The sequence below is a fragment of the Tumebacillus flagellatus genome (assembly GCF_000714935.1).
Lineage (GTDB): Bacteria > Bacillota > Bacilli > Tumebacillales > Tumebacillaceae > Tumebacillus > Tumebacillus flagellatus.
On sequence record NZ_JMIR01000015.1, the window covers coordinates 12,462 to 25,991 of the forward strand.

At 58.3% G+C, this 13,530-nt stretch carries 10 protein-coding genes, 1 pseudogene and 1 riboswitch; of the genes and pseudogenes, 1 reads left to right on the top strand and 10 read right to left on the bottom strand.

The window, feature by feature from the left end; translation table 11 throughout:
• Positions 1 to 96 precede the first annotated feature (96 nt).
• The 6 genes and pseudogenes from EL26_RS11370 to EL26_RS26450 all read right to left on the bottom strand — a co-directional run bounded on the left by EL26_RS11370 (position 97) and on the right by EL26_RS26450 (position 7,180).
• Complete coding sequence (locus EL26_RS11370) at positions 97 to 1,458, bottom strand: PFL family protein (RefSeq protein WP_038088497.1); 1,362 nt, start codon at positions 1,456 to 1,458, stop codon at positions 97 to 99.
• Between the two features lie 74 nt (positions 1,459 to 1,532).
• Complete coding sequence (locus EL26_RS11375; RefSeq protein ID WP_038088500.1) at positions 1,533 to 1,826, bottom strand: ACT domain-containing protein; 294 nt, start codon at positions 1,824 to 1,826, stop codon at positions 1,533 to 1,535.
• Positions 1,827 to 1,910: 84 nt separating this feature from the next.
• A riboswitch (glycine riboswitch) is annotated at positions 1,911 to 2,008 on the bottom strand.
• Positions 2,009 to 2,172: 164 nt separating this feature from the next.
• Positions 2,173 to 2,910, bottom strand: a pseudogene (locus EL26_RS11380) (nucleotidyltransferase family protein); the annotation flags it as partial.
• Positions 2,911 to 3,025: 115 nt separating this feature from the next.
• The gene (locus EL26_RS11385; RefSeq protein WP_052036273.1) at positions 3,026 to 5,851 is read right to left on the bottom strand and encodes a 1,4-alpha-glucan branching protein domain-containing protein; all 2,826 of its coding nucleotides are present in this window, start codon (positions 5,849 to 5,851) and stop codon (positions 3,026 to 3,028) included.
• The gene (locus tag EL26_RS23740; protein WP_052036274.1) at positions 5,851 to 6,837 is read right to left on the bottom strand and encodes a DUF4912 domain-containing protein; all 987 of its coding nucleotides are present in this window, start codon (positions 6,835 to 6,837) and stop codon (positions 5,851 to 5,853) included. The genes EL26_RS11385 and EL26_RS23740 overlap by 1 nt, the downstream gene beginning before the upstream one ends.
• Positions 6,838 to 7,051: 214 nt before the next feature.
• Positions 7,052 to 7,180: a hypothetical protein gene (locus tag EL26_RS26450; RefSeq protein ID WP_274518881.1), complete on the bottom strand. Its 129-nt coding sequence runs from the start codon at positions 7,178 to 7,180 to the stop codon at positions 7,052 to 7,054.
• Positions 7,181 to 7,455: 275 nt separating this feature from the next.
• Between EL26_RS26450 and EL26_RS11400 the strand changes: the two genes are divergently transcribed.
• Positions 7,456 to 7,908, top strand: a complete 453-nt coding sequence (locus tag EL26_RS11400; protein WP_038088509.1) for a hypothetical protein — start codon at positions 7,456 to 7,458, stop codon at positions 7,906 to 7,908.
• A 162-nt stretch (positions 7,909 to 8,070) separates the two neighbouring features.
• On the opposite strand, the gene glgP is transcribed toward EL26_RS11400, so the two are convergent.
• From glgP to zwf, 4 genes are all read right to left on the bottom strand, one after another.
• Positions 8,071 to 10,230, bottom strand: a complete 2,160-nt coding sequence (glgP, locus tag EL26_RS11405) for an alpha-glucan family phosphorylase (protein ID WP_238546098.1) — start codon at positions 10,228 to 10,230, stop codon at positions 8,071 to 8,073.
• A gap of 124 nt (positions 10,231 to 10,354) precedes the next feature.
• Positions 10,355 to 11,254 carry a phosphogluconate dehydrogenase (NAD(+)-dependent, decarboxylating) gene (gnd, locus tag EL26_RS11410; RefSeq protein WP_038088515.1) on the bottom strand — a complete coding sequence of 300 codons (900 nt, stop codon included), beginning with the start codon at positions 11,252 to 11,254 and terminating at the stop codon, positions 10,355 to 10,357.
• Between the two features lie 58 nt (positions 11,255 to 11,312).
• Complete coding sequence (locus tag EL26_RS11415) at positions 11,313 to 11,951, bottom strand: cyclase family protein (protein WP_038088518.1); 639 nt, start codon at positions 11,949 to 11,951, stop codon at positions 11,313 to 11,315.
• Between the two features lie 9 nt (positions 11,952 to 11,960).
• On the bottom strand, positions 11,961 to 13,505 hold the full coding sequence (gene zwf / locus EL26_RS11420) for a glucose-6-phosphate dehydrogenase (RefSeq protein WP_038088521.1): 1,545 nt from the start codon (positions 13,503 to 13,505) through the stop codon (positions 11,961 to 11,963).
• Positions 13,506 to 13,530: the final 25 nt, after the last annotated feature.

Consider the following 13,530-nt stretch of genomic DNA (forward strand, 5'->3'; position numbering starts at 1 on the left):
CCTTCTACGACCATTCTTGACGGGGTTTGGGGTGGATAACCTCATGATAAGCGGCAGAGGGCGGATTGGTGCCTGTACGAGATCAGGTTGATCTGCCTAGTTCGTCAAAGACTGAATCGGCGCCGGGATGCGTCCGCCGCGCTGCATGAATTTCGCAGAAGAAAACGGACTGACTTCCAAGATCGGGGTGCGGCCGAGCAAGCCGCCGAATTCCACGTGATCGCCGACGCTTGCGCCGGGAACGGGAATGACGCGGACGGCGGTCGTTTTTTTGTTGATCATGCCGATCGCCATCTCGTCGGCGATCAGCGCGGAGAGCGTTTCAGCCGGAGTGCTGCCCGGCACGGCGATCATGTCGAGGCCGACGGAGCAGACGGCGGTCATCGCTTCGAGTTTGGCGAGGGAGAGCGCGCCTGCTTCGATGGCGGCGATCATGCCGTTGTCTTCGCTGACCGGGATGAACGCCCCGGACAAGCCGCCTGCGGAAGTGGTCGCCATCGCGCCGCCTTTTTTGACGGCGTCGTTGAGCAGGGCGAGTGCGGCGGTCGTGCCGTGCGCGCCGCAATGTTCAAGGCCCATGCATTCCAAAATTTCCGCCACGCTGTCTCCGATGGCGTTCGTCGGCGCAAGCGAGAGGTCGACGATGCCAAACGGTACTTGGAGGCGTTCGGCGGCGATGCGGCCGACGAGATGTCCGGCGCGGGTGATCTTGAATGCGGTGCGCTTGATGATTTCGGAGATCTCGTCAAATGTGGCGTCGGGGTGGTTTTTCAGCGCGGCGAGCACGACGCCGGGGCCGCTGACTCCGACATGCACGACCACTTCCGGTTCGCTCGGTCCGTGAAACGCGCCTGCCATGAACGGGTTGTCCTCGACGGGGTTGCAGAACACGACGAGTTTGGCGGCGCCGATGCCGAAGCGCTCTCCCGTTTTCTCCGCCGTTTCGCGGATGATGCGTCCCATCAACTCGACGGCGTCCATGTTGATGCCGGCGCGGGTGGACGCGACGGAGACGGACGCACAGACGCGCTCCGTGACGGAGAGCGCTTCCGGCAGCGCTTGGATCAGGGCGTGGTCGGCGTTTGTAAACCCTTTGTGCACGAGTGCGGAGAAGCCTCCGACGAAATCCACACCCAAGTCTTTGGCGATCTGATCGAGACGGACGGCGATTTGCACGTACTCCTCGGAGGAGAAACCGGGCAACGCCAGCGCGACCGGCGTGATCGACAGGCGTTTGTTGACGATGGGAATGCCCAGTTCCTGCTCGATGGTTTGGCAGGTTTGGACGTGGCGGCCGGCGTAGCGGGTGATTTTTTTCGTCAGTTCGTCGAGCGTGGCTTGCAGGGAGTCGCGGCGGCAATCGGCGATGTGGATGCCCATCGTCACCGTGCGGATGTCCAGGTTTTCCATCTGAATCATCGCGAGCGTTTCGAGGATCTCTTGGTTGCTGTAGGACATATTGACCTCTCCTGTCTGGTTGGTGCTGGTTGGTGCTGGTTGGTGCTGGTTGATGCCGGGTAATGCTTCGTGAACTAGATGCGGTGCATGACGTGGAAGATTTCTTCGCTTTGCAAGGTGATTTGCAGATTCTGCTCGGTTCCGATCTCGGCGAGTTTGCTTTGCAGATCCTTGAGGGTGTGTGCGGCTTGGGCGAGATCGACGACCATGATCATGGTGAAAAACTCGTTCATGACAGTCTGCCGAATGTCCACGATGTTCAGCTTGTACTCGGCAAGTGCGGCGCTGACCGTTGCGATGATCCCGATGCGGTCGATGCCGACGACGGTGACGATCCCCTGTTTGCGTTGCTGGTTTGTGTTGTTCATGTTGCGTCCCCTCCATTGGGAAAAAATAAAAAAGCCCATTTCTCAACACGAGAAATGGACAGAGTCATTGGAAAAAAACATCCCTTGCCTGACTCTGTCCTTTTGCCTGAGAGTTTCACAGATACACCATCTGTTTGCCCCTTCGGCGCCCGCACGATACGGGTCTCTCCAGAGTGTCGTCCACGTACGGTTGTTGATTCCCGCAGCTTCATCCGACGGATATGAACTTAGTACTACAGTATCAAAAAACTGAGGAATGTCAATTGGGGCATGCCATCCCGTGGTGCTCAAAAAGAAAACTGCCCGCCTCCGAGGAGACGGGCGGTTTCTTTTTTCAACCCGTTCGAGCCACGAGGTTGGTCTCCACCTGCACCTGCACCCGCCCGTAGATCATATCCACCTGCGTCTCCCGGTACTGATCCGGCGTGCCGATGTCCGACCAGTATCCCTCGCCCACGCAGCCGTAGAGCGGAAGTCCCTGCTCCAGCACCTGCGGGAAGAGCTGTTTGCTGAAATCGTACTCTTGACCTTGCTCGAAGAAAGTCAAAATCTCCGGCTCCAGCACATATATTCCGGTGTTCACGGTGTGGCTGAACACTTCGTCCCGACTCGGTTTCTCTTGAAACCGGACGATGCGTCCGAACTCGTCGGTGGTGACGACGCCAAAGCGTGTAGGGTCGTCCACTTCGGTGAGCACCATCGTGCCGAGCGCTTCCCTCTCTCTGTGGAAGCGGATCGCATTCGTCAAGTCGAAGTCGGTCAGCGCGTCGCCGCTGATCACCAAAAACGTCTCATCGAGGAAGTCGGAGGCGTTTTTCACACTGCCCGCTGTCCCGAGCGGAGTGTGCTCTTCGAAGTAGTGCAGACGCACTCCATGCGCAGAACCGTCGCCGAAGTGCTGCTTGATCACGTCCGGCAAGTATTGCAAAGTGACGGCGATGTCGGTGATGCCGTGGCGCTTGAGCAAGTCCACAATATACTCCATACACGGCCGCTCCAACAACGGCACCATCGGCTTTGGCATTCGGTTCGTCAACGGTTGCAGGCGGGTTCCCTTGCCGCCGGCCATGATCACAGCTTTCATGCGGGTCTGCTCCTCCTCGATGTTCGTTTTTTCCGAAAAAAACAACTGTCACATCCGGTAGCTGTTGGACCGCCGCTCTCCCTGCAGACGGCCTCCCTCACATATTCTCTTCTCTCTACTCCAAGGCCGCCGCCGCTTCCAGCACGTGCGGCACCCGGACTTCCAATCCCAACACCCTGCGATACACCGCAATCGTCTGCTCTGCGATCGCATGCCAGTTGTAGCGGTCGATCTCTTCCAACGCCGTTCTCGCCAGACGTTCTCCATACGCCGGGTCGCGCAATAAATCCCGCACTTGCAACGAGAGCGAATACGCGTCGTCGGCGTACATCTTCAGCCCGTTGTGCCCGTGCTGCACGACATCACCAAGCCCGCCGACGTCCGACACGACCACCGGCGTGTTCGCCGCCATCGCTTCCAGCGCCACGATGCCAAACGGCTCGTACAGGCTCGGAAAAACGGCCGCATCCGCTTCTTGGAACAGCGTGTTGCGCTCTTCGTCCGAGATGAATCCCGTAAAACGCACCCGATCCGCGATCCCCATCGCGCGGGCTTGTTCTTGGAGGGACTCCATCGCCGGGCCTTTGCCCGCGATGACAAACCGCGCGTTCGGGAATTCGTCGAGGATCATCGGGACGGCGTTCAACAGCGTGTGCACGCCCTTCTCCCGCACCAGACGTCCGACGAACATCACCAAGCGCTCGCCTTCTCGGGCAAAAACACACTTGCCTCCCTCCGCCGTCCCGACTGGTTGCAACAGCTCCGGGTCGACGCCGTTCGGGATCACGTCGAGCTTGTCCGATGGCAGTTCAAACACCTGCTCCGCTTCCCGCTTCATGTACGTCGAGCAGAGGATCACGCGCTTTGATTCGTACGTCAGCTTCCACTCCAATTCGTGGATATAGCGCTGCAAGTCCGTATGAATGCCGTGGTTGCGCCCGTGCTCCGTCGCGTGGATCGTCGAGACCAACGGGGTGCCCGTTTGTTTTTTTAGAGATTCGGCGGCGTACGAAACCAGCCAGTCGTGCGCGTGAATCAAGTCGAATGTCAGGCCCGCGTCGAGCAATCCCTGCACGGTGTCGATCATCATCAAGTTGAGCTGGAACGCCCAGTGCACAAACTCCGCTCCGTCCGGTTTCAACACGTGCGCGCGGTGCACATGCACGCCCTCGACCACTTCTTCATAGGGAGCCCCTTCCGCTTCCGTGGTTACGACGTGCACGTCCCAGCCGTTTTTCACCAAGTAGCGGGTGAGATCGTAGACGTGGCGCGACAGACCGCCGACGGTCATCGGCGGGAACTCCCACGAGAGGACGAGCACGCGCGGACGCGCAGCCGGAGCGAAACGGCGACGTTCATGGCGGGAACGGTACGCTTCGAAATTTATTTCCGGGAAAATATTGTCGTGGCATTCGACCTTCGCGAGCCACATCTCGTTGATGTTGCCTTTGCAGAGCATCCCGTCCAGCGCGTCAAAGCGGTTGACGTGGTGCTTGGTGCGTTTGACGGCGTATTCGACCATCGTTTTGTTGTCCATGATGAACGCCCAGTCGCTGCATTGCGCCAACATCAACTCGCGCGCCGCTTGGTTCAAGGCGCGGCGTTGCAGCTCCGACGGCTGCGGGAAGGAGTCGGCGAGGTCGATCATGCGGCGTTCCATACGGTGCAGCGCCGGATAGATCCAGTCGTTTTCTCCGCGCAGCCAAACATCCGCATACCCGCCTCTCCCCCACGACGACATCGGCAGACGGCACACTTGGAAATCCGGGTAGAGCCCGAGATATTCGGACGGCGTGATCGTTTGCACGGTCGTCTGGTCGAAGTGCAGTTTGCGCAACAGCATGTCCAGCCAGATCGGGCCCTCGTACCACCAGTGGCCGAGCAATTCCGCGTCGTAGGGCGCGACGATGATCGGTCGGCGGCCCATGTGCGCGGACGCATGCTCGATTTGCCGCTCCCGATTGAACAGGAAGTTGCCGGCGTGTTCGGCAGCTTTTTCTCGCGCCCATTGCGGGTTGTACGGTTCCTTCTCGCCTGTTTTGCCCGTGATGCGGAAATACTTGACGCCGGTGCTGATGCGGATGCCGTCCGGATGGATGTAGTCGCGCACGTCTTCAAACGGCAAGTCGAAGCCGATGTCACGGTAGTATTCGCGGTAGTTGAAATCGCCGGGGTAGCCTTCTTGGGTGCTCCAAACTTGATTGGACGACTCCATGTCGCGCGGGAACGCCGCCACGCCGTGCGGAGTCAACACCGGAGAACAGGTGCCAAACACCGGAGCCGGTTCGACGGTCGTCACGCCGTGCGCGTCGGTGAAGAAAAAGCGCAGGCCGACTTCTTTTAAGAGCGCGTCGAGTTCCGGCACGTATCCGCACTCCGGCAGCCAGATGCCTTGCGGAGCACGGCCGAAGTGGCGGGTGTGCAAGTCGACAGCCGTTTGCAGTTGCGCGCGGATCGCTTCCTCCGTCATCACGTTCGGGAGGAAAGCATGCGTGGCGGCACACGTGATGATCTCCAGCTTCCCGAGGTCTTGCAGTTCACGAAACGCGGTGATCAAGTTGCCGTGATAGCGCAGGTAGAACTCGCGCAGGGTGGTGAAGCGGTTCAGGTATTTGAACGCGAGACCGTTGAACTGCGGGTCTTGCGCTTCGGTGCGCAGGACTTCTTTTTCCGCGAGTTCAATCAGCTTCGTGATGTGTTTGAGGTAGCGCTTTTGCAAAAGCGGGTCGGTCAACATCGACAGCAAAGTCGGCGTGATCGACATGGTGACGCGGAATTCCACGCCGTCGGCGAGCAGTCCTTGGTAGACCTGCAAGAGCGGGATGTAGGTCTCGGTGATCGCTTCGAACAGCCAGCGCTCTTCCAAGTACGCCTCGCTTTCCGGGTGACGGACGAACGGCAAGTGGGCGTGCAGGACGAGTGCGAGGTAGCCTTTTACCATTAGAGCTTGTCTCCTTCCCCGGAAGCTTGCGTTTCCGTGAGGTTGTAGCCGGTGAACTGGTCGTGCCACGGTTCTTGGTGCAAGGCGGACGGCGCGAGTTCGGCGTCCTTGGCGCGCAGGAAGTCCGGCGTTTCTTGGTGCAGGGTGCCGAATTTCAGCTGCGGCTCTTCGCTCCCCGGTTTGGGGAGCGGCGGAGTCTCGACGATGTTCGAGCGCAGGATCGCGAACGGTTGTCCGGTGATCGTCTGCGTGCAGAAGTCGATCTGATAACGGCGGCCCGGCGTGACGCCGTGGATGTACCAGCTTTCGGCGCGCGGGTTGACGTCGATGCGGATCGTGTGATGCGCGTTCGAGCCGTTGAAGTGCAGGTCGGTGACGTCGTGAACCAGCAGGCAGAACGGCAGTTGGTTCCAGTCGGCGCGGAAGTGCTCTTGGATCAGGTGTTTGCGCGATTCGTTGACCTCCCAGTAGGCGAACAGCGTGCGCGGTTCTTTGACCATCGCGACGAGGCGGTTCAGCCCGTGATTGCGGTGCCACGTTTCGTCGACGAGCGAAGCGTCACGAAGGGACAGGTCGATGAGCGGAGTGTCGAGGTGGAGCGCGACTTGGGTCGGAGTCCGTTTTTCAGACGAAGGCGAAGTTTCCTGAGAAACGGCGACTTCCTCAGAAACCACAGCTTCCTCAGAAACCACAGCTTCCTCGGAAACCACAGCTTCCTCGGAACCTAGCGCTTCCTCAGAAGCCGATGCCTCTACACCCGGTGCTCTTTCTCCATGCTCCTGTACCGTCGGCTCCTGCTCTTCTTCCAGCGTAGAGCGTGTCACGGCGATTTCGGCGATGCCGGCTTGTTCCATAAATTTAGCCAAACGATATCTGAACTTCCCGCGGGACATGCGGTACGCCCGAGCCACTTCGGACTGCATCTCGCCCGCTTGGAGTCGTTGAATGATCTCCATCCACATTGCGTGTTCTTGGTTTCCGTTCATGTTTTCCTCCAGCGTGAAAGTTCTCTTGGTAGTGCTAAGTTTCGCGCCTTCTCACCCGATTCCTTTCTGACAAAAATCACGCCCTCCGCCTCCACCAGACAGCGCTCGACACGTGAATCCGCTCCCATCTCCAGCCATTTCCAACTCCCCTCGCATTCCCTGTCGAATCCGCACGAGAAAAAGAGAAACTTTCTCCCATTCGACACGAAAAAAATCATCCATCAAATGCTTCGCGTTCCATGATCTCGTTAAAACACCCGCCGATGTTTGTCATTTGGTCATAAACCGCCGGGTAAGCCTCGATGAAATTCTCGTTTCCATCGCCGACGGCACGGAGGTCCATGACTCCAAAACTCCGTTTGACCGGCGAATCGATCGCCGGAAGATTGAGCTTGGCGTTTGTGGACAGATCGTCAGTGGGTATATTTAAAAATGAATCGAACGAACTAGTTCCTATTTCCTAAAAAAAAACAGATGAAAACGTCCAAAACAGCAAAAAAAGGTAAAATATCCCGATTTTCTGTTAAAATTTTAAACAAATTACTATTGTTATACCAATTTCTATTTTCATAAAATAATTACATAGATTGGAAATCATAGAATTAGGAGATGATCATTATGAAAAAATTTGCGACTCTGTTTTCTGCACTGGCTTTGACGGTTATGTTGGTTCCGACGGCCTCTTCCGCCAGCGTCAGCACCGAAGACATCAAGATGGAAAGCGAACCGAATGACACCATGTCCAGCGCGACACGTATTGACTCCGTCAGCCAACGCATGGGCACGATCAGCACGGCTGACGATGTCGACTGGTACTTCTTGACGATCGGCTCTTTGCAAACCTCGCCGACCGCAACGTTCACGTTGAGCAACATTCCGAGCGGCAAGGACTACGACCTCATGGTATACGATCAAAACAACAAACTGGTCGGCATATCGACGAACGCCGGCAATACCGATGAAACGGTCAAATTTCCGATCGTCCCCGGTGCCACATATTACGCGAAAGTGTACTCGTATTCCGGATACAGCGCTTCTTCCTACTACCTCTTGTCCCTCAACTACAATTGATCCTGTCTGACCATAGACGTCCTCTCCCCCGGGAGAGGACGTCTAAGCGTGTAGACAAATTACCGAAATCGTGAACCTTCTACAAAACAACGTCACAGAGTGGATGGTGGGCCCAGAGGGATATGAACCCCGCTCGGCCCCGTCACTTTTTTCAAAAAACCCTTATCGCCAATGCGTCCCCCAGCAGGTCAGCTCCAACTCGAACTCGTTGCAGAAGTCCGGTGAGACCGGCACCACGCGCACGTTGGCGTTCGAGCGCCTCCACACTTCCATGCGGTCGGGGTACACGCCCTCATACAGATACTCCCCCGTCAAAAACTCCGTCACCGGACGCAACTCCAACTTCCAGATGCCGCCGTGTCCGTCCGACCCCACCGCTTCCACACGCACGTCCGCATGCCAGATACATCCGAGCCGGATGCTCGCTTGCACCCGTGTGCCGTCTTCATGCGGCTGGAGTTTGATCTCTTGCACATACACGTTGTCCCAGGAATTGCGCACGAATTTTTTATACGCGCCGACCCGCTGTGCCACTTCCAGCCGATTCGCGGCAAAACGTCGGCCCCGCTCCGCCACCGGCACGTACGCGTTGCGCCAATACTCGCCGACCATCCGTGCTGTGCTGAATTCCGGAGTGATCGAGCGGATCGAGTGTTTCATCACTGCGACCCACTCGCAGGGCACGCCGTCGTCGTCCCGTTCGTAGTACAGCGGCGCGATTTCCCCTTCCAGCACGTTGTACAGCGTTTCGCCGTCGACCCAGTCTTGGTAACCGCGCCCGCCGTCCGTTTTTCCTTCAATGCCCCAACCGTTTTCGCCGTTGTACCCCTCATCCCACCAACCGTCGAGCACCGAGCAGTTCGGCACGCCGTTGATGGCGGCTTTGATCCCGGAAGTGCCGCTCGCTTCCATCGGCTTGACGGGCGTGTTCAGCCACACGTCCACGCCCTGCACCAAGTGACGGCCGATGTTCATGTCGTAGTTCTCCACGAGGAAGACCTTGCCCCGGAAGCTCTCCATCTTCGACACTTCCACGATGCGCCGGATCAAGTCTTGCCCCGGCCCGTCAGCCGGATGCGCTTTGCCGGCAAAAACGAACGCAACCGGCCGCTCCGGATGATGGACGATCCGCTCCAGCCGCTCCAAGTCTTGAAACAGCAGATACGCCCGCTTATACGTCGCAAAGCGGCGGGCGAACCCGATCGTCAGCACGTCTTGCAGATTCGGCAGCGACAACCGGTCGGTCATGCGCTGCTTCGCCGCTTGGTGTGCCTCCCAGATCTTCTCGTCGGGAATCTGTTCCACTTTCGTCCACGTCTCCGGGTTCGCCACTTCGCGTGTCCAATTGTAGACGAGATGCTGGTCGTACAGCTCGCGCAGCTCCGGAGACAGCCACGTCTCCGTGTGCACGCCGTTGGTCACCGCATCGACCGGAACGTCTTGCGGCGGGATGTCCGGGCTCCATTTATGAAAAAGCTCCTTGGTCACTTCCGCATGCAATTTCGATACGCCGTTGACCTTCGAGGAGGTCTGCACGGCGAGGCGGGTCATGTTGAATTTGTCGTTGTGGCGGCCGAGACCGAGGATGTTGTCGCGATCCGACCCCAGTTGCCAGAAGTAATCGCCCAAGTAGCGGTCCATCAGCTCAAAACTGAACTGGTCGTGCCCCGCCGGAACCGGCGTGTGCGTGGTAAACACCGTGCTCGCTTTCACCGCTTCGAGCGCGGTTTCAAACGGAAACCCTTCCGCCGAATACTCGCGAATGCGCTCCAGCGCGAGAAACGCAACATGCCCTTCGTTCATGTGCCAGACGTCCGGCTCAAACCCCACCGCCCGCAGCACGCGCACGCCGCCGATGCCGAGGATGATCTCGTGAGCGATGCGCGTCTCTTGGTCGCCTCCGTAGAGGCGGTCGGTCAAGCGGCGGTCGTGATCATTGTTCCGGTCGTTGTCCGCGTCCATGAGATAGACCGGCACGTTGCCCGCATTCGCTTGCCAGACACGCAGGTGCACGATGCGTTTGCCGATCGGCACGTCGACGAACAACGGCTGCCCGTAAGCATCGAGCACCGGCTGAACGGGCAACTCTTCCGGGTTCATCGGCGGATACAGCGCTTCTTGCGCGCCGTCCTCCTGAATGCGCTGTTGAAAATACCCCCGGCGATACAGCACTCCGACCCCGACCAGCGGAAGTCCCAAATCGTTGGCGGCTTTCACATGATCGCCCGCCAAGATGCCCAGACCTCCGGAATAGATCGGCAGGGACTCGCTCAAGCCAAACTCCGCAGAAAAATACGCAACTTTCGGTTGCAATCGGCTCACCTCTCCACTCTTTATAAGAAAGACTATGTGAAACCGATTGCACTTTGAAGTCATTTTTCTCGACAAAAAAAAGCAACCGTCCCGCACGCGGTCTGTGCAGGACGGTTCCTTTTTGGGCGATGTATTATTTTTTGACGACGGCATGTCCGCCGAACTCGTTGCGCAGAGCGGCGACGACTTTGCCGTGGAAGGTGTCGTCTTCCAGCGAACGATAGCGCATGAACAGCGACATCGCGATGACCGGCGCGTTCGCTTGCAGTTCCAGCGCGGTTTCGACGGTCCATTTGCCTTCGCCGGACGACTGCATCACGCCGCGCAGACCTTCGAGTTTCGGGTCTTTGGAGAACGCGCGCTCGGTGAGGTCCATCAGCCAAGAGCGGATGACGGAGCCGTTTGCCCAGACGCGGGCGACGTCTTCGTAGTTGTAGTCGTACTTGGACTTCTCAAGCACTTCAAAGCCCTCGGCGATCGCTTGCATCATGCCGTACTCGATGCCGTTGTGCACCATCTTGAGGAAGTGGCCCGCGCCGACTTCGCCCGCGTAGAGGTAGCCTTTTTCCACGGAGAGGTCGCGGAAGAGCGGTTCGATCGTCGGGAACACGTCCGCGTTGCCGCCGATCATGAAGCAGGCGCCGTGGCGCGCGCCTTCCGTGCCGCCGGACGTGCCGACATCGTAGTAGTAGATGCGGTGTTGACCGAGGCGTTCGCCGCGCTCGACCGATTCTTTGTAGTGCGAGTTGCCGCCTTCGATGACGATGTCGCCTTCGGAGAGCAGCGGGGTCAGCGTTTCCAGCACGTTGTCGACGATGTTGTGCGGAACCATCACCCAGACGATGCGCGGCGTTTCGAGTTTTTGGACGAGGTCTTCGATGCTGTCCGCCGGGATGGCGTTCGCGTTGTAGCCTTGCAGTTCTTTCGCCGCTTGAGCGTTCACGTCGTAGCCGACGACGCTGTGGTTGTGGTCGAGCAGGTTTTGCGCCAAGTTGTAGCCCATCTTGCCAAGACCGATCAGTCCGAGCTTCATGTTCTGGTCACTCCTCGTTGTGTGTTCTGTCTCTGTTTTTTCAGGGGTGCAGCGGGGGTTAGCTGAATTGCAACAGCAAGACGCGCGCCGGAGCCGCTTCCGTCTCCAGCACTTTGATCGGTGCGCCGCACAGGAAGTAGTCGCCCGCCTGGACGTCGGCGAGGCGCAGTCCTTCCATGATTACGATGTTCGATTGGAACAGCGTTTTGTGCGTCGGGTGGCCCGTCTGTGCGCGTTCGATGCCCAGCGCGTCGATGCCGACGCCGCGAATGCCTCGCTCCACCAAGTATTCGGCTCCATCGACGGCGAGATATACAAATTCGAGGTTGAAGACGCTCTCGGCGGAGTTTTTGGTTTTCAAAAGCAGGAATTCGCCCTGCTGGATGTTTTGGGTTTCGAGGTCGGCGCGGGAGATGCCGCCCTCCACGTGCGTCATGTCGAGCACGCGGCAGGGGCCGACCAGCGTTTCCACCGGAATGACTTCCATCGTGCCGCCGCCGGGCACCATGTGCAACGGCGAGTCGATGTGCGTTCCGCAGTGCACGTCCATGTCGAGACGCGATTCGCGGGCGGTTGCCGTGTCGAAATCCTGCACGACGGAGATGTTCGGCTGCTTGGCCGGTTTGTCCTTGTAGACGGGCATGCCGTTGAAGATCGGCATGGACACGTCAAACACTTTGTAGTGGGTGGGGATCATGCGGGCTGATTACCTCCTTGAAAAAACGCCGTCCTGCATCTGCGCCGGCAGCGTGAACGCTTCCTTCTCGTTGACATACCACCATTGCGTGTTGTCTTCGGAGAGCAGGTAGTTGACCGCTTTCGGACCCCAGGTGCCGGCTTGGTACTCGTGCAGGGGCACGAGGTTTTTGTCCCAGGCGCGGCGGATCGGGTCGACGAATTTCCACGCGAGCGACACTTCATCCCAGCGGGTGAAGAACGTGGAGTCGCCGTGGATGGCGTCGTTGATCAGGCGTTCGTACGCTTCCGGCGAGCCGCCTTCGATTTCGCAGTTGTTGCAGAAGTCCATCGCGATCGTGACGACTTCGTCGTCGGTGCCGGGTTTTTTGGCGTTCAGATAGAGCGTCATGCCTTCCGACGGGTTGATGTTGATGACGAGCAAGTTCGGTCCGATGTTGCCGCCGTGGTGGAAGTTGTTCAGGGTCGGCACTTCTTTGAACTGGATGACGATTTCGGTGGTTTTCTTCGGCATGCGCTTGCCGGTGCGGATGAAAAACGGCACGCCCGACCAGCGGAAGTTGTTCACGAAGAGCTTCGCCGCCACAAACGTCTCCGTGTCGGAGTCCGGTGCCACATTCGGTTCGTCGCGGTAGCCGAGCACCGGTTGGTTTTTCATCTGGCCGGCGGAGTATTGGCCGCGGACGACGTATTGCGAAACTTCGTCCTCTCCGTAGCGGCGCAGCGAGCGCAGAACTTTGACTTTCTCGTCGCGGATCGCTTCCGTCTCGAACTTGGAGGGCGGTTCCATGCAAACCATCATGAGCATTTGCAGCATGTGGTTTTGCACCATGTCGCGCAGCGCGCCGGAGTGTTCGTAGTAGGAAGCGCGGTCCTCGACGCCGAGCGTTTCGCTGGCGGTGATTTGCACGTTGTCGATGTAGCGGTTGTTCCACACCGGTTCAAAGAGCATGTTGGTGAAGCGCAGAATTTCGATGTTCTGCACCATCTCTTTGCCGAGATAGTGGTCGATGCGGTAGACCTCTTCTTCCTTGAACGATTGCGAGATCACTTCGTTGAGCGCTTGGGCGGATTCGAGGTCCTTGCCAAACGGCTTCTCGATGATCAGTCGTTTCCAGCCTTGGTTCTGGGTCAGCCCGCCGAGGCGGAGGTTGGTCGCCACGGTGCCGAACAACTCCGGAGCGAGCGACAGGTAGAACAGGCGGTTCGACGACCCGTCCATCAGTTTCTCACGGCCGTCGACGACGGTTTTCAGTTTTCCGTATGTATCCGATTTGGTGACATCGATGGCGACATAGTCGATGGAGTTGATGAAGTTTTGCCACTGCTGTCCTTCTTGGATAGACAAGCGGCTGTTTTCACGAATCGCCTCCTGCACCATCTGGCGAAAATCGGCGGTGTCCATTTCCGAACGACCGACGCCGACGACGGCGAATTGTTCATGAATCAACCCGTCGCGCACCAACGCGTAGAGGGCGGGAAACAACTTGCGTTTCGCAAGGTCGCCCGTCGCTCCAAACAAGACCATCACAAACGGCTGCTTACTCTCTCGCATACTCTAGACGCACTCCCATCAGCCT